The organism is Actinoplanes sp. NPDC051861, assembly GCF_040681145.1.
Classification (GTDB): Bacteria; Actinomycetota; Actinomycetes; order Mycobacteriales; family Micromonosporaceae; genus Actinoplanes.
The window spans coordinates 54,486-71,385 of record NZ_JBFAYE010000004.1 but is presented as its reverse complement, the minus strand read 5'-3'; the positions used below and the strand labels follow the sequence as shown (position 1 = coordinate 71,385).

Genomic DNA, 16,900 nt, shown 5'->3' with positions numbered 1-16,900 from the left:
GGCGACGCTGTCGCGGCGGCGCGGGCCGAGCCTGGCCTCATGGCCATCGAGGAAGAAGGCGCCGAGCAGCGGCGCCTGCGTGACGCGGACACCGGCACCGTGAATTGGCGGCGGTGGGGGCCGTACCTCAGCGAGCGGCAGTGGGGTACGGTCCGCGAGGACTACAGCCAGGACGAGAACGCCTGGGACCACTTCAGTCACGATCAGGCGCGGTACCGGGCGTACCGCTGGGGCGAGGACGGCATCGCCGGCTTCTGCGACGACGAGCAGTCGGTCTGCCTCGGCCTGGCGATGTGGAACGGCAACGACCCGATCCTCAAGGAGCGGTACTTCGGGCTGACCAACTCCGAGGGCAACCACGGCGAGGACGCCAAGGAGTACTGGTTCTACGTCGACGCCACGCCGACGCACTCCTACCAGCGGATGGTCTACAAGTATCCGCAGCGGGCGTATCCGTACGACGACCTGGTCGCGACGAACCGGTCCCGGGGGCGAGGCGACTTCGAGTACGAGCTGATCGATACCGGGATCTTCGACGACGACCGGTACTTCGACGTGGTGGTCGAGTACGCCAAGGGCGGCCCGGAGGAGATCCTGACCCGGGTCACCGTGCACAACCGCGGGCCGGAGACCGCGACGCTGAGGCTGCTGCCGACGATCTGGTTCCGCAACACGTGGTCCTGGGGCGGGTCGGAGGCGCGCCCGGTGCTGCGGTCGGTGGCGGGAGCTGTCGAGGTCTCGCATCCGCGGATCGGCAGCCGGCGGTGGTCGTGTCTCAACGAGCACACCCTGCTGTTCACCGAGAACGAGTCACGGGGTTCGGGGCCCTTCGTCAAGGACGCTTTCGACCGATTTGTCGTTCATGGCGAGAAAAATGCGGTAAATCCGGCTGGAGTCGGCACCAAGGCTGCTGCGGACGTCACGCTGGAGATCCCGGCGGGCGGGTCGGCGGTAGCGAGGATCCTATTTACCGACAAATCGGACACAGGAGATTTCGACCAGCGGGTCGACCAACGACGTGCGGAGGCCGACGAGTTCTATCAGGACCTGCTAGCCGACCGGCTCGGCGACGAGGAACGCAAGGTGGTACGGCAGGCTCTCGCCGGGATGCTCTGGAGCAAACAATATTTCGGGTACGACGTGGAGCGCTGGCACTCCGAGCACGGCCGCGACCCCCTGGAGTCCCGTGGCGTCCGCAACGGCGAGTGGTACCACATGATCTGCCACGACGTGATCTCCATGCCGGACAAGTGGGAGTACCCCTGGTTCGCCGCCTGGGACCTGGGTTTCCAGGCGGTCGCGCTGAGCCTGGTCGACCTGCACCTGGCCAAGGGACAGATCGACCTGCTGCTGAGCCGCCGCTACCTGCACCCCAACGGGCAGATCCCGGCGTACGAGTGGAACTTCGGCGACGTGAACCCGCCGGTGCACGCCTGGGCCACCCACCTGGTCTACGAGCTGGACAAGGCGCGCAACGGCCGCGGCGACCACGGCTGGCTGGAGGCGGTCTTCCACAAGCTGGCCAGGAACTTCACCTGGTGGGTCAACCGCAAGGACGCCGACGGCAACAACGTGTTCCAGGGCGGCTTCCTCGGCCTGGACAACATCGGCGTCTTCGACCGCAGCGCGCCGCTGCCCACCGGCGGCTCGCTGGACCAGGCCGACGGCACCGCGTGGATGGCGCTGTACTGCCAGAGCATGCTGCAGATCGCCCTGGAGCTGTCCCTGCACGACCCGGTCTACCTGGAGCAGGCGCAGGCGTACTTCGAGCACTTCGCCTGGATCGCGGTGGCGGTGAACCGGGCGCACGGCAGCGCCGCCATGTGGGACGAGGAGGACGGTTTCTTCTACGACCTGCTGCGGTTCCCGGACGGCAGCGCCACCCGGCTGCGGGTGCGCTCGATGGTCGGGCTGCTGCCGCTGGCCGCGGCGACCGTCTACGAACCGGCGGTGACCGCCCGGTTCCCGCAGCTGATCGAGAACGCGCAGGACTTCGTCAGCCGCCACCCGAGTGTCAGCTCGGTGCTGACCCGCGGCCGGGCGCTGGGCGGTCGCGGCGAGCACCTGCTGGCGCTCTTCGACGAGCAGCGGTTGCGGCGGATCCTCGGGCGGCTGCTGGACGAGGAGGAGTTCCTCAGCGCGTACGGGATCCGGTCGCTGTCGCGCCACCACGCCGAGCACCCGTTCGAGTTCCGGGTCGGCGACCGCGTGTACGGCGTGACGTACCAGCCCGCCGAGTCCGACAGCGGGATGTTCGGCGGCAACTCCAACTGGCGCGGCCCGATCTGGTTCCCGGTCAACGCGCTGATCATCCGTTCGCTGCTCAACCTCTACGTCGGGTACGGCGACGACTTCACCGTCGAGTGCCCGACCGGTTCCGGGGTGAAGATGAACCTGCTCGAGGTGGCGAACGAGATCTCCGAGCGGCTCACCCGGATCTTCCTGCCCGGCGCCGACGGCAATCGTCCCTGTTACGGTGGCCAGCAGAAGTTCGCCTCCGAGCACTGGCGTGACCTGATCCTGTTCCCGGAGTACTTCCACGGCGACAACGGTGCGGGCCTGGGCGCCATGCACCAGACCGGCTGGACCGGTCTGGTCGCGGTCTTCCCCAACCTCTTCGCCGGGCTGTCCGGTCAGGATCTGCTGGATCACGGCATGGCCGGTGTGTTCCACAAGATGCCCGGACAGGAGGACCCGAGATGAGCGGATGGCCGTCCGCACCGGTGATCTATGAGATCGACACCTGGCCGTGGCTGACCGGGGTGAGCCGCCGGCTCGGCCGTCCGGTGACGCTGGGCGAGGTGCCCGGCGAGATCTGGGACGAGGTGGCCGTGCCCGGCCTGGACGCGGTCTGGCTGATGGGCGTCTGGGAGCGCAGCCCGGCCGGGCTGGAGATCGCGCGGCGCAACGAGTCGCTGCAGCGCGCGTTCCGCCACGCCCTGCCGGATCTGGTGGCCGACGACGTGGTCGGCTCGCCGTACTGCGTGCGGCGCTACCGGGCCGACGACCGGCTGGGCGGCCCGGACGGGCTGGCCAAGGCGCGCACCGAACTGGCGAGCCGCGGGCTGCGGCTGGTCCTCGACTACGTGCCGAACCATGTTGCGCCGGACCACCCGGCGACGTTCGAGCACCCGAACTGGTTCATCCAGGGGTCGGCCGAGGACCAGGCGAACGACCCGGCGGGCTGGTTCACCACCGAGGGCCTGGTCATCGCCCACGGCCGCGACCCGTACTTCCCGCCCTGGCCGGACGTCGCCCAGCTCAACGCGTTCGACCCGGGGCTGCGCGAGGCGGCGGTGACCGCGCTGACCGGCATCGGGGAGCAGTGCGACGGGGTGCGCTGCGACATGGCGATGCTGGTCACCAACGAGATCTTCGGGCGTACGTGGGGACGGTGGGCGGGCCCGGCGCCGGCCGAGGAGTTCTGGCCCTGGGTGTTCGAGCGGGTCCGTGCCGCGCACCCGGGACTCGTGATGATCGCCGAGGCGTACTGGGACATGGAGTGGCCGCTGCAGCAGCAGGGCTTCGACTTCTGTTACGACAAGCGCCTCTACGACCGGCTGGCGCACGAGGACTCCGGCGCGGTCCGCAAGCACCTCGGCGCGGGACGGGACTACCAGGACCGGCTGATCCGCTTCCTGGAGAACCACGACGAGCCGCGCGCCGCCACCACCGTTCCGGATGATCGTGGCCGGGCCGCCGCGACCGCGATCGCCACGCTGCCCGGCGCGGCGCTCTGGCACGACGGGCAGTTCGAGGGACGCCGCACGCACCTGCCGGTCTTCCTGGCGCGCTATCCGGACGAGCGGCCGGACCTCAACCTGCGCGACTTCTACCACCGGCTGATCGAGGTGGCCGGGCCGCTGCGCCGGGGTGAGTGGCGGCTGCTCGACTGTCACGGCTGGCCGGACAACCCCTCGCACCACGAGCTGCTCGCCTGGGCCTGGCACGAAGGGGACACGCCGCGCCACGTGGTCGTGGTCAACTTCAGCGCGCGGGCCGCGCAGGGACGTGTCGCGCTGCCCTGGCCGGAGCTGGCACATCGGGCGTGGCGGCTCACCGATCTGCTCGACGGGCGGGTCTTCGAGCGGGACGGCGACGACATGGTCGGAAACGGTCTCTTCGTCGACCTTCCGCCCTGGGGAACTCACGTTCTCGCCGTGGAGTAGTGATCAACCCACCGAGGGTCACGATTATCCGATCCGGACGATGCGCGGATGAGTCGCCGAGGCGAGTCTGAAACACGAGATCGATCGGGGTCGGCTCTCGGAGGTAAAGAGACGTGTCAATCGAACTGATCGCGGAATCGCCCGGTGCATCCGGCTACGACCCGGACAGTTCGTTGCTTGCTTCAAAGTTCGTGGTTCCGGCGGCGCCGCCGTTCATGGTGGCCCGTCCCGCGCTTCTCAACCGGGTGACCGAGGGCATACAGGGCCCGGTCACCCTGGTCACCGGGGTGGCCGGCAGCGGCAAGACGCAGCTGCTGGCCTCCTGGGTGAGCAGCCGGGCGGTGGACTGGCCGGTCGCGTGGATCACTCTGGAGCAGGGCGACGAGCAGACGATGACCTTCTGGACGTACGTGATGGAGGGGCTGCGCCGGGCGGGCGTGGCAGTGCCTCCGGTGCCGGGGGGCAATGTCAGCAGGGCCGTCCTGGCCCGCCTCGCACTCTCCATCGAGGAGCAGCCCGGCCCGCTCGTCCTGGTTCTGGACGGCGCGTCCCAGCTGCCCGGCGACTGGGCGGTGGGACTGGAGTTCCTTCTCAGCCACGTGACCAAGCTGCGGGTGGTGCTCACCGGCCGCTGGGATCCGCCGCTGCCGCTCTACCGCTACCGGCTCGCCGGCCAGCTGCACGAGCTGCGCACCGCCGACCTGGCGTTCACCCACGACGAGGCGGCCCGGCTCATGGAGCTGCACGGGGTCCGGCTGGACGAGGCCGAGCTGGCCACCCTGCTGGAGCACACCGAGGGCTGGGCGGCCGGCATCCGGCTCTGCGCGTGCGCCATGCAGGGGAGTACGGACGCCCGGCGCGTGGTACGGACCATCTCCGGTGACGAGTCGACGATCGCCGAGTACTTCATCGGCGAGGTGCTGCGGCTGCAACCGCCCGAGGTACGCCGGTTCCTGCTGGAGACGAGCGTGCTGGACACGTTCACCCCCGAGCTGGCCGCCGTGGTCACCTCCCGGCCCGACGCGTACCGGCTGCTCACGACTCTCACCCGTGAGAACGCTTTCATCCAGCCGGTCGGCGAGGGCTCGGACATGTACCGCTACCACCGGCTCTTCGCCGAGCTGCTGCGGGCGCAGCTGGCCTGGGCGGAGCCGGAGGAGGTCTCGGTGCTGCACGGCCGGGCGGCGACCTGGCTGGCCGAGCAGGGCCGGCTGCTGGAGGCGGTCGGGCACGCGGTGCAGGCCGGCGACTGGGCTTCGGCTGCCGCCATGGTGGTCGAGGACTACGCGGTCGGGCGGCTGGTCGTCGAGGGCAGCGGCGGCCGGCTGGGCGCGCTCTTCGCGCGGATGCCGGAACAGCTGGAGCTGCCGGAGGCGGTCATGATCCGGGCGGCGCTGGCGTACGGCGACGGGCGCCGGGAGCAGGCCGAAGAACGGTTGACGCACGCCGGGAAGCTGCTCACCCAGCGCGGGAGTACCTGCGGTGACGGCCTCACGCTGACCGGTTTCCTGGTGCAGATCCTGCTGCAGGCCGACGGACCGGAGCCGGAGCGCGCCAGCGAACTGGTGGCCGTCGCCGGCGCGTTCCTCGCCGTGGCGCCGACCGAGAAACTGGCCCGCCACCCCGAGCTGCGCGTCCTGATCCGGGTCGCCGAGGGCGTGGCGCTCTGCAACTCCGGCGCGGTCGACGAGGCCGCCGACGTGCTCGCCGACGCCGCCGCGGCCGCCGCGCTGCCCGGCTGCGAGGCACTTCGTATCGACTGCCTGCGGCGGCTGGCGCTGGTCGAGGCGTACCGGGGACGGCTGGGACGGGCGGAGGCGGCCGCACGGCAGGCCCTCGACCTGGCCACCGAGCTCGAGTACAGCCGGGAACTCCGGCCGGGCGCCGCCGAGGTCACCCTGGCCTGGGTCGCCCTGGAGCGGTACGACATCGAGACCGCGGACCGGCACCTGCGCGCGGCTCAGCCGCTCTGCGGCACGGGCGCCGACGGGCTGTCGGCCGTCGCGTACGCGGTGGTCCGCTCCCGTCGGCTGCAGACCCGTGGCGAGCTACGGGGCGCCATGAACGCCCTGCGGACGGTGGACCCGGCGGGCGCACCGTCGTGGCTGGCCCGCGAGGTCGTCCTGGGCCAGGCCCGGATGCTGATCGCCGCGGGCCATCTGGACCAGGCCGCGGAGCTGCTGGACTCGTGCGCCGAGCCGAGCCCGCCGGACACCGCCGTGGTGCGTGCCGCCCTGGCGATGGCTCGCGGGGAGTCCGGTCAGGCGCACGACGTGGCCCGGACCGTGGCCGACGCCGCCGGTGTGCCGGTGCCGGTGGCCCTGGACGCGTGGCTGCTGCTGGCGATGCTCGCGGCCAACAAGGAGGACACCGCGGGAGCCCGGGAGGCGTTGCGCCGGGCACTGCGGGTGGCCTCGGGCGAGCAGTACCGGCGGCCGGTCCACCAGGTCTGGAGCCAGCTGCGGCGGCTGCTGCGCGACGACGACCGGCTGGCCGTGCAGTACGGCGCGCTGGGCGCCGGCCCGGCCGCACCGGGCGTGGCGGCAGTCGGCGAGCCGGTCGTCGTGGAGGCCCTGAGCAAGCGCGAGCTCGACGTTCTCAAGGGTATGGCGGCGATGCTGCCCACCGAGGAGATCGCCGCCTCGCTCTACGTCTCGGTCAACACGGTGAAGACCCATGTGCGCAGCATCCTCCGGAAACTGTCCGCGTCCCGGCGCAACGAAGCGGTGCGCCGGGCGCGCGCCCTGAATCTCATCTGAGATTCAGGGCTTGGAGCGGACGTCCCGGCCGTGGACGGCGAGGGCATAGATGACCACGACCTCGACACAGATCAGGATGCTGCACCACAGCGGTGCGACAGCGAGGAAGGAGAAGTGGGTCAGCGCGGCACCGGCGGTGATGATCACGCCGACCACCCTGGCCCACGTCTGCCCCAGGAACACGCCGATTCCGGTGGCAACCGTGACCGTGCCGAGGATGACATGAGACCAGCCCCAGGTCTGGTAGTCGAGTTCGACCACGCCGTTCGCCAGGCTCAGGAAGGCCTCCTGGTGGGCGAGGGTCGTGACGCCCTCGAGGATCTGGAAGCCGCCGAGGACCAGCATCATGATCGCGGCGAACGACAGCACCCCGACCCAGGAGGTCATCGGCGGCGCGGTCCCGGCGTCCGCGGGCCGCTCGGCGGCGTAACTGCTCTGCATTGTGGATCCCCTTTCGTCACTGCAATCAGGAGACTGCGGGTGAGGGGTGACCCGCCTCATACCGGCCGGATGAAGTGGCGCCAGTTGCCCGACTTGTACCAGTTATCAGGAAGATTCAGAACGGGCGCTCCAGCGAAACGTGCAACTTGCACATGGAGCACGGAATATTCGGTTCCTGTGAATACGGGGGGTTGCCGCATGCCTACCGATTGTGCTTCGGTGGCGGTGAGACCTCAGTGGAGGGCGCACCCTCTGTAGTCACGCAGCGCTAGATCGCCGCCTTCATGGCGACGAAACGTAGTCGACGGTCACGCAGCGTGCGGTCGTGCATATTGATGTACGGCGTATTACCCGGGTCGAGAAAACGGGCCGGGACGCACCAGGGCACCGCGATGTGCTCCCCGAACCGCGAAATCGGGGGGCGCACGGCGCAGTGCCGGTTGGGGGTAGCGCCGTATGCGGGAAGTCAGGATCGACGGTGCACCGGCGCCGGCAACCGCCGGCCGGGTGGCCCGGCCACGTGTGCCGCAGGGCGTGCTCTGGCGGCCACGGCTGGCCGAGGCGCTCGACGCCGGTGTCCGCCGGGCGGTGACTGTCCTCTGCGCCGGACCGGGCTGGGGCAAGACCGCTCTGGTCTCCTCGTGGGCCGCCGCCCGCTCGGTCAGCGGCCCGATCGCCTGGCTCACCCTGGAGGAGCAGCACAACGACCCGCTGGCTTTCTGGTCCGACGTGATTCTGGCGCTGCGCACGGCCGGCGCCGCACCGCATGACGACTCCCTGCCCGAGCTCGGCCCCTCGTCCGTCCTGGACGAGGCCGGCTTCCGGCGCCGGTTCGCCGCCGCGATGGCCGTGCTCCCGGCCGTGACCGTGGTGGTGCTCGACGACGTGCACCGGGTGACCGACGCCCGGGTGCTGGGCGGGCTCGCCGGCCTGCTGCAGGACCTGCCCGAGCGGCTGCGGTTCGTGCTTCTCTCGCGGACCGAGCCCGCGGTGCCGCTGCACCGGCTCCGCGCGGCCGGGCACCTCGCCGAGATTCGCGCGGGTGACCTGGCGTTCCAGGTCGAGGAGGCCGCCGAACTGCTGACCGCGCAGGGCCGGCGCCCACCGTCGGCCGAGCTCGTCGCGCTGGTCCGGCGGACCGAGGGGTGGGGTGCGGGGCTGCGCCTCGGCGCCACGGACGCGGTGGAGGACTACCTCGTGCGTGAGGTGCTGGCCGAGCAGCCGAAGCACCTGCGCGACTTCCTGCTGCGGACCAGTGTTCCGGACCGGATCTGCGGTGAGCTGGCCGACGCGCTGACCGGCCAGCGCTACGGCGACCGGACCCTGGAACAGCTGGAACGGGCCAACGTCTTCGTCGAGCGGATCGGGCCCGGGCGCTGGTTCCGCTACCACCAGATGTTCCGCTCGGCGCTGCGCCACCAGCTCGCGCTCACCCAGCCGGAGGCGGTGCCGCGGCTGAACCTGCTGGCCGCGCAGTGGTACGCGGGAAAGGGCAACGGCCTGACCGCCGTCACCCACGCGGCGGTCGCCGCGGACTGGGACTTCGTCGCCCGGCTGGTCGTCGACCGGGGACTGCAGCTGTTCTCCTCCGCGGACCGGGTCGAGCTGGTCGAGGTGCTGCGCCGGATCCCGGTCGAGCGGCTCGGTGACACCCCCGAGCTGGCGCTCTGCAACGCGATACTCACGTACGCCCAGGGCGACGTGGCGGCGCTGCCGCAGCGGCTGGCCCGCGCCAGGGCACTGCTCACCGGCCGTGGCCCCGGTTACCGGGCGGTCATCGATCTGGCCCTGACCGTTCTGGAGTCCGGCGCGGTGATCCGCCGGCACGGCGACATGCCGCGCCTGGCCGCGGTCAGCGCCGACGTCCTGGAGAACCTGGCCGCGTTGCGCTGGGACCAGGTGCCCGCCCGCCTGCAGTACCGCTCGATGACCCTCAACAACAAGGGTGCCGCGCTGCTCTGGCGCGGCGGGCTCGACCACGCCGAGCGCTACCTGTGGGCCGCCTCGTCCGGCGCCCGCGCCGCCGGTGTGCCGCTCGTCGAGACCAGCGCGCTCTCCCACCTGGCCCTGCTGATCTTCCTGCAGGGCTCGCCGAACGGCGCCTCCGAGCACGTGACGGCAGCGCTGGACGTCGCGCGCCGGATCGACGCCCGGAACCGGCCGGCGGTCGCGGCCGCCTACCTGACCGAGGCGCTGATCGAGTCGGAGCGCGGCCGCGAGCTGGAGTCCGAGGACGCGCTGCGGCGTGGCCTGCACGCCCTCGGTGAGAACCCGGAGAGCACTCTGGCGGCGCTGGCGCAGCTGGTGCGCGCCCGCCTGCTGCTGGACCGGGGCGAGCCGCTCGCCGCGCGGGCCGCCCTGCAGCGCGCCCGGGACGAGGCCGGTCCGGAGCTGAACGCGCCGCTGCTGGACCGGCTGCTGGCCCTCGGCGACGCGGAGGCCGAGCTGGCGCTGGGCGACGCGGCCGCGGTGGTGGCCCGGTACTCCTGCCGGCCCCCGGTGCCCGCGCTGCTCCCCGCCGAACAGGTGTGCCTGGCACGCGCCTATCTGATGCTGGGCCGCCAGTCGCTGGCCGATCGCCTGATCTCCCGCGTGCGGGAGAGCCCGGACCGGATCGCCGCGGTCTCCGGCTGGATCCTGACCGCGCTGGCCGCCGACGCGCAGGGCCGGGGCGCGCGGGCCGGCGAGGCGCTGAACCGCGCGCTCGCCGAGGCGGAGCCCGAGCTGATCCGCCGGCCGTTCCGCGTCTTCGACGCCAAGCGGGTGATGGCGCTGGCCGAACGCCGCCAGTGGCTCACCGAACTGCGCGGCGGCACGCTCGGCGAGAGCGTGCTCGCGGAGATCACCGGCGAGCTGCCGGTGGTCGGTGCGGCGGCGCACCTCGCCGGACCGCTCAGCGAGCGGGAGCTGGAGGTGCTGCAGTATCTGCCGACCGTGCTGACCGCCGGGGAGATCGCGCAGAACCTCGGCATCTCGGTGAACACCGTGAAGGCGCACATGCGGTCGATCTACCGGAAGCTGGGCGCGGGACGGCGGCGTGAGGCCGTGGTGCTGGCCCGCCAGCTAGGACTCAGTTAGGTGCTCCCGTGACGGTGCGAGCAGGCCGCCGAGCACCGCGGTGATCAGCAGGCAGAACGAGATCACGTAGAACCAGCCGATGTAGGTGAAGGCGAGGCCGATCGTCCCGTACTTCTCGGCGCTGGACTCCAGGGCCCGCGGCAGATAGATGCTGCCGGCGGCCCGGACCGCGACCATGACGACGGCGAAGAGGGCGCCGGTGAACAGCAGCAGGCGCTGCGGCACGCCGGGGCCGAGCAGGATCCGCGGCAGCAGATAGGCGAGCGCGAAGTCGGAGAGCAGCACCATCACGACGCCGGTGACCCGGGGCGCCGGCAGCATCCCGCTGATCCAGCCCAGCGTCCGGGCGGCGACCAGGAACAGGACGAGCAGCAGGACTGTGCCGATCTGCCAGACGGTGGAGGTCGCGCCGCGCCGCCCCGGCACCGACCAGATCGCCCGGTAGGAGCGGTTCAGCGCGCGGGCCAGGCCGGTGGCGGAGAAGATGACGATCAGCGCGCCGAACAGCCCGAACGCGTTGCTCCGGCTGCCGCTGAGTGCCTGGTCGATCAGGCGGACGCTGCTGTCCGGCAGCCGGACCAGGTCGTTCACCCGCTCGCGGGCCTGCGTGCCGAGGAACGCGCCGAACATGATCAGCAGCGGGAAGATCGAGGTGAACGCCTGCGCCGCGAGGGTCATCGAGCGGTCGAAGATCTGTACGCGGACCAGCTCGGTCACCGCGTTCAGCAGCGTCTTCCCGGCGCGGTGCCCGAGGAGCAGCGCGGCACGCGGGCGCAGCCGTTGCGGCACGGCGGCCAGGATCCTGCCGGGGTTGAAGGTCCGCTCGGGCTCGGTCACCCCGTCATCGTCGGGTGCGGGTGCCGGGCCAGCATCATCCGGCGCGGATGGCGTACCGCGGGCCGCGCGTACCGACACTGACGGCATGCCGAAGACCGACATGCGACCCAGGCCGGTGCTGTCCACTCTGGTCACGGTGCTGCTCGGCAGCGCCGCCGTGGCGTTCACGGTGTGGGTGGTGCCGGGCATCACGGCGGAGAACGGCTGGGCGGTCCTGGGTGCGGCGGTGCTGCTCGGCGTGCTGGGCGCGGTGCTGCGCCCGCTGCTGGTCACCGTCCTGACCGCGATCGGCTGGCCGGGTGTGGTGCTCGGCTGGATCGTCACGCAGGCCCTGCTCGTCTACCTCGCGCTCTGGCTCGCCCCCGGCATCCACGTGACCGACTTCTGGACCGCCTTCTGGGCGTCCTGGCTCGGCGCGATCCTGGTCAGCGCGGGTCTCTGGGTGGTCACCGCGGGTCAGCCCGGCGCGGTCACCCATCACCTGCTGCGGGTCAACCGGCACTTCCGGCGCAGCGTGCCACCCTCCGACGTGCCCGGCGTCATCATGATCCAGATCGACGGGCTCTCCGCGCCGCTGGCTCACTGGGCGATCGAGGCCGGCAACCTGCCCACGCTGGGGCGGTGGTTGCGCGGCGGGAGCCACACGCTCACCGAGTGGCACGCGCAACTGCCGGCTACGACGCCGGCCAGCCAGGCGGGGCTCCTGCACGGTGCGAGCGCCGAGGTTCCGGCATTTCGATGGTACGAGAAGACGACCGGCCGCCTCGTCGTGACCAACCACCCGCGTGACAGCGCGCTCGTCGAGTCCCGCTGTTCGGACGGGCACGGGCTGCTCGCCGACGGCGGGGTCAGCGTCAGCAACGTGTTCTCCGGTGACGCCGCGACCTCGCTGCTGACCATGAGCACCATCCCGGAGCGGCAGAACGGCCCGGCCCGGTATCTGAGCGCGTACCTGATCGACCCGTTCGGGCTGACCCGCTCGCTGGTGCTGACCGTCGGCGAGATCGTCAAGGAACTGCACCAGGCCCGCCGGCAGCGGATGCGCCGGGTGGAGCCGCGGATGCACCGGAACTGGTCGTACGTGCTGCTGCGCGGCATCACCAACGTCCTGCTGCGGCACCTGAACCTGGCCGTGATCGCCGAGCAGATGATGCGCGGCGCGCCGTCGGTGTACTGCGACTTCGTCGACTACGACGAGATCGCCCACCACGCGGGCCACTCACGGCCGGAGTCGCTCGCCTCGCTGGAGGGCATCGACTCGGTGCTCGCCACCCTCGAGGAGGTGGCCGCGGCGGCACCCCGGCCCTACGAGTTCGTGGTGCTCTCCGATCACGGGCAGAGCCAGGGCGCGACCTTCGAGCAGCGGTACGGGCTGCGCCTGGAGGACCTGGTCGAGAAGCTCACCGCGGCCGGTGGTGTGGTGGCCACGAAGGAGAACGAGCAGGCCGGCCGGACCGAGATGCTCAAGGCCGGGCTCACCCGTACGAAAGAGGAGAAGAAGGACCCGGCAGAGGCCGCCGCCGCGGCACCCGAGCGCCCGGAGATCGTCATCGCGTCCTCCGGCAACCTGGCCCTGATCTATCTGGCCCGGATGTCCGGCCGGGTGACCCTCGAGGAGATCGAGGAGCGGCACCCGGACCTGCTCACCGGCCTGGCCGAGCACCCCGGCGTCGGCTGGGTGATGGTCCGCTCCCGCAGCGAGGGTCCCGTGGTGCTCGGCCGCTCCGGGCGACGGCGGCTGGACGACGACAAGATCGAGGGCCTCGACCCGCTGGTCGGCTTCGGCCCGCGCGCGGCCGAGGACCTGCGCCGCCACGACCTGCTGGCGAACACCGGCGACCTGGTGGTCAACAGCATCTGGGATCCGGTCACGCAGGAGGTCGCGGCGTTCGAGGACCTGATCGGATGCCACGGCGGCATGGGTGGCTGGCAGAACCGGCCGGTGCTGATCCACCCGCGTGCCTGGAAGCCGCCGCGCGAACTCGTCGGCGCGGACGCGGTGCACCGCCAGCTCTGCGAGTGGATGGAACAGACCGGATGCCGGGCCGTCCGGCTCTCCCGGCCGGACCTCATCCTTCCGGGGTGAGCCCGGCCGGCGGCACCGCGCGACACGATGACGCTCATCATCTTCCGTGGGAGAGGGATCCGCCATGTGCCGCTGGCTGGCGTATTCGGGTACACCCATCCGGCTCGAAGAGCTTCTCTACAAGCCCCGCTTCTCACTGATCGACCAGAGTCTGCACTCCCGGATGGGGGTGGAGACGACCAACGGCGACGGGTTCGGCGTCGGCTGGTACCCGCTCGACGGACCGGCCGAGCCCGCCCTGTTCCGCGGCGTCGGGCCCGCGTGGAGCGACGGGAACCTGCGGGAACTGGCCCGCTCCACGATGTCGCCGCTGTTCCTCGCGCACATCCGGGCCAGCACCGGCACCCCGGTGCAGCAGACCAACTGCCACCCGTTCCGCTACCAGAACTGGCTCTGGCTGCACAACGGCTCGATCCGCGACTTCGCCCGGCTCAAGCGCGACCTGGTGCTGGCCGTCGACCCGGAGCTCTACCCGTTCCTGGCCGGCTCCACCGACTCCGAGGTGATGTTCTACCTGGCGCTCACGTTCGGCCTGCGGGACCGTCCGGTGGCGGCGGTCGAGCGGATGGCGGGGCTGGTCGAGTCGGTCGGCCGCGCGTACGGGGTGGAACAGCCGCTCCAGATGACCGTCGCCACCACCGACGGCGACCGGACCTGGTGCTTCCGGTACTCCAGCGAGGGGCACAGCCGGTCGCTGTACTACAGCACCGAGATCACCGCGCTGCACAAACTCTACCCGGAGAACAAGGCGCTGCACCGGCTCTCCGACGAGACCCGGCTGGTGGTGTCCGAGCCGCTCGGTGAGCTGGAGGGCGCCTGGCAGCCGGTGCCGGAGTCCAGTTACGGCGTGATCCAGAAGGGATCCGACGAGCTCGGCCGGTTCGAGCCGGCGGTGCCGTGATGACCGCTGTCACCGAGAAGGAAGCGTCCAAACTCGGTCTGCCCCAGGCGACCGCGCTGATCCTCGGCACGATCATCGGGGTCGGGATCTTCAACCTGCCCTACTCGCTCGCCTCGATCGGCCCGATCAGCATCATCGCGATGGCGCTGACCACCTTCGGCGCGCTGATGCTCGCGCTGATGTTCGCCGTCCTCTCCCGCCGCCTGCCCGCCGACGGCGGCCCGTACGCCTACGCCCGCGCCGCGTTCGGCAACGGCATCGGCTTCACCAACGCCTGGTCGTACTGGATCACCGCCTGGGCCGGCAACGCGGCCATCGTGACCGGCTGGGTCTTCTACGTCGAGTACTTCATCAACAAGGACGGCAAGACCATCTGGTCGATCGTCATCGCGCTGGTCGGCCTCGTGGTGCCCGCGGCGATCAACCTGTCCGGCGTCAAGAACATGGGCGCCGTCCAGCTCTGGACCACCGTCATCAAGTTCATCCCGCTGGCGATCATGTCGACCGCCGGGCTGTTCTTCATCAGCACGGAGAACTTCAGCCCGGCCAACCTCAGCGGTGACAGCGACTGGGCGGCGATCGGCGCCGCGATGGCGATCTGCCTCTTCAGCTACCTCGGCGTGGAGAGCGCCGCGGTGGCCGCCGCCAAGGTGCGCGACCCGGCCCGCAACATCCCGCGGGCCACCGTCTTCGGCACCCTGGGCGCGGCGGTCGTCTACCTGCTCTCGATGATCGCGGTGTTCGGCACCGTCCCGTCCGCCGTGCTCGCCGAGGACGTGAACAAGGCGTCGTACTCGGTGGCGGCCAACACGATGACCGGCAGCGGTACCTGGGCCGGTGACCTGGTCGCGATCGCCGTGGTCATCTCCGGCCTCGGCGCCCTCAACGGCTGGACCATGATCTGCGCCGAGGTGCCGCTGGCCGCCGCGAAGGACGGCGTCTTCCCGGCGATCTTCGGCAAGCTCTCCCGCCGCGGGGTGCCGGCCGCCGGCATCATCGCCTCCACGAGCCTGGCCGCCGTCGCCATGGTGATCAGCTACGCCGGTGCGAGCGGTGCGACGGTCTTCAACACGCTCGTGCTGATGACCGGGATCACGGCCGCCATCCCGTACGGATTCTCCGCGCTCGCCCAGCTCAAGTGGCGCCGGCAGGACCGCCGCCTGGGCAGCACGCCACGCTTCGCCCGCGACGTCACGGTCGCGGTGCTCGCGCTCGTGTTCTCGATCTTCTTCGTCTGGTACTCGCGCAACACCGGCGCCGACGAGTGGTACGTCGTCTGGGGCCCGTTCCTGATGGCGGGCGGGGCGTTCCTGCTCGGCATCCCCGTTTTCCTCGCAGTCCGCAACCGGATGACCGCGCCACCGCCCGTCCCGCCCTATCAGTGATCACACGGGAGATCAGCATGAGTTTCCACGTCGATTCCGAGACCGGAAAGCTGCGGCAGGTCATCCTGCACCGCCCCGGCGTCGAACTGAGCCGCCTCACCCCGGACAACGTCCGGGACCTGCTCTTCGACGACATCCTCTGGGCCCGCCGGGCGCGCGAGGAGCACGACGCCTTCGCCGAGGTGCTGCGCGAGCGCGGGATCAAGGTGCACTACTTCGCCAAACTGCTCGCCGACGTCCTCGACATCCCGGCCGCCCGCGCCTGGGTCCTGGACCGGATCATCACCGACGACACGGTCGGGCCGACCCTGGTCGGGCCGCTGCGCAAGCTCGCCGAACAGGCCGAGAGCGAGAAACTCGCCGACTACCTGATCGGTGGCGTGCTCAAGAACGAGCTCGCCGGGTTCACCGTGAACAGCCTGCGCTGGGAACTGATGCACGCCGACGACTTCGTGCTCACGCCGCTGCCCAACCACCTGTTCCAGCGGGACAACTCGGCGTGGATCTACGGCGGGGTGAGCATCAACCCGATGGCGATGCCGGCCCGGTTGCGCGAGTCGGTGCACAGCGCCGCGATCTACCGGTTCCACCCGATGTTCACGCTCTCCGACTTCACCGTCTGGTACGGCGGCGACGACAAGCCGCACCAGCCGGCCTGCCTGGAGGGTGGCGACATCCACGTGCTCGGCGGCGGCGCGGTGATGATCGGGCTGGGCGAGCGCTCCACCGCGATGGGCGTGGAGAACCTGGCCAAGAGCCTGTTCACGGCCGGCGTGGCGACCAAGGTCATCGCGATCGAACTGCCGCACTCGCACGCCATGATGCACCTCGACACGGTGATGACCATGATCGATCGGGACACCTTCGTGGTGTACCCGTACCTGCAGCAGACGCTGCGGTCGTGGACGGTGCTGCCCGAGGACGACCCGGACGGGCTGCGGGTGGTCGCCAACGACGACCTGTTCGCGACGATCGCCGAGACGGTCGGCATCGACAAGATCCAGGTGCTGGAGACCAACGAGGACGTCCGCGCGGCACAGCGCGAGCAGTGGGACGACGGCAACAACTTCCTCGCGGTCGAGCCCGGCGTGATCGTCGGGTACGAGCGCAACGTCACCACCAACACCTTCCTGCGCCGGCACGGGATCGAAGTGATCACCATCGCCGGGAGCGAACTGGGCCGGGGCCGCGGAGGTCCCCGCTGCATGACCTGTCCGATCGAGCGCGACGCTGTCTGAGGAGTC

General features: G+C 70.9%; 10 protein-coding genes. 8 read left to right on the top strand and 2 right to left on the bottom strand.

Features of this window, described 5'->3' with window-relative positions; all coding sequences use genetic code 11:
• Positions 1-39: 39 nt before the first annotated feature.
• The 3 genes from AB0M02_RS14480 (at position 40) to AB0M02_RS14470 (ending at position 6,928) form a co-directional block, all read left to right on the top strand.
• Positions 40-2,703 (top strand): glucosidase, encoded by a 2,664-nt coding sequence (locus AB0M02_RS14480; protein WP_364226266.1) that lies wholly within the window; start codon positions 40-42, stop codon positions 2,701-2,703.
• On the top strand, positions 2,700-4,169 hold the full coding sequence (locus tag AB0M02_RS14475; RefSeq protein WP_364226264.1) for an alpha-amylase: 1,470 nt from the start codon (positions 2,700-2,702) through the stop codon (positions 4,167-4,169). The genes AB0M02_RS14480 and AB0M02_RS14475 overlap by 4 nt, the downstream gene beginning before the upstream one ends.
• Before the next feature lie 113 nt (positions 4,170-4,282).
• Positions 4,283-6,928, top strand: a complete 2,646-nt coding sequence (locus tag AB0M02_RS14470) for a LuxR C-terminal-related transcriptional regulator (protein ID WP_364226261.1) — start codon at positions 4,283-4,285, stop codon at positions 6,926-6,928.
• 3 nt (positions 6,929-6,931) lie between these two features.
• On the opposite strand, the gene AB0M02_RS14465 is transcribed toward AB0M02_RS14470, so the two are convergent.
• Positions 6,932-7,369 carry a hypothetical protein gene (locus AB0M02_RS14465; protein WP_364226259.1) on the bottom strand — a complete coding sequence of 146 codons (438 nt, stop codon included), beginning with the start codon at positions 7,367-7,369 and terminating at the stop codon, positions 6,932-6,934.
• 456 nt (positions 7,370-7,825) lie between these two features.
• On the opposite strand from AB0M02_RS14465, the gene AB0M02_RS14460 reads away from it, so the two are divergent.
• A complete protein-coding gene (locus AB0M02_RS14460) occupies positions 7,826-10,447 on the top strand; it encodes a LuxR C-terminal-related transcriptional regulator (protein WP_364226256.1) in 2,622 nt (873 codons plus the stop codon).
• Here AB0M02_RS14460 and AB0M02_RS14455 read toward each other — a convergent pair.
• A complete protein-coding gene (locus AB0M02_RS14455) occupies positions 10,433-11,284 on the bottom strand; it encodes a YhjD/YihY/BrkB family envelope integrity protein (RefSeq protein ID WP_364226254.1) in 852 nt (283 codons plus the stop codon). The two genes, AB0M02_RS14460 and AB0M02_RS14455, sit on opposite strands and share 15 nt — an antisense overlap.
• 85 nt (positions 11,285-11,369) lie before the next feature.
• Here AB0M02_RS14455 and AB0M02_RS14450 point away from each other — a divergent pair, with 85 nt between their 5' ends.
• The 4 genes from AB0M02_RS14450 to AB0M02_RS14435 all read left to right on the top strand — a co-directional run bounded on the left by AB0M02_RS14450 (position 11,370) and on the right by AB0M02_RS14435 (position 16,894).
• The gene (locus AB0M02_RS14450) at positions 11,370-13,370 is read left to right on the top strand and encodes a phage holin family protein (protein ID WP_364226251.1); all 2,001 of its coding nucleotides are present in this window, start codon (positions 11,370-11,372) and stop codon (positions 13,368-13,370) included.
• Between the two features lie 64 nt (positions 13,371-13,434).
• The gene (locus AB0M02_RS14445; protein ID WP_364226249.1) at positions 13,435-14,271 is read left to right on the top strand and encodes a class II glutamine amidotransferase; all 837 of its coding nucleotides are present in this window, start codon (positions 13,435-13,437) and stop codon (positions 14,269-14,271) included.
• On the top strand, positions 14,271-15,656 hold the full coding sequence (locus AB0M02_RS14440) for an amino acid permease (RefSeq protein ID WP_364226246.1): 1,386 nt from the start codon (positions 14,271-14,273) through the stop codon (positions 15,654-15,656). The genes AB0M02_RS14445 and AB0M02_RS14440 overlap by 1 nt, the downstream gene beginning before the upstream one ends.
• Before the next feature lie 17 nt (positions 15,657-15,673).
• On the top strand, positions 15,674-16,894 hold the full coding sequence (locus AB0M02_RS14435; RefSeq protein ID WP_364226243.1) for an arginine deiminase: 1,221 nt from the start codon (positions 15,674-15,676) through the stop codon (positions 16,892-16,894).
• Positions 16,895-16,900: the final 6 nt, after the last annotated feature.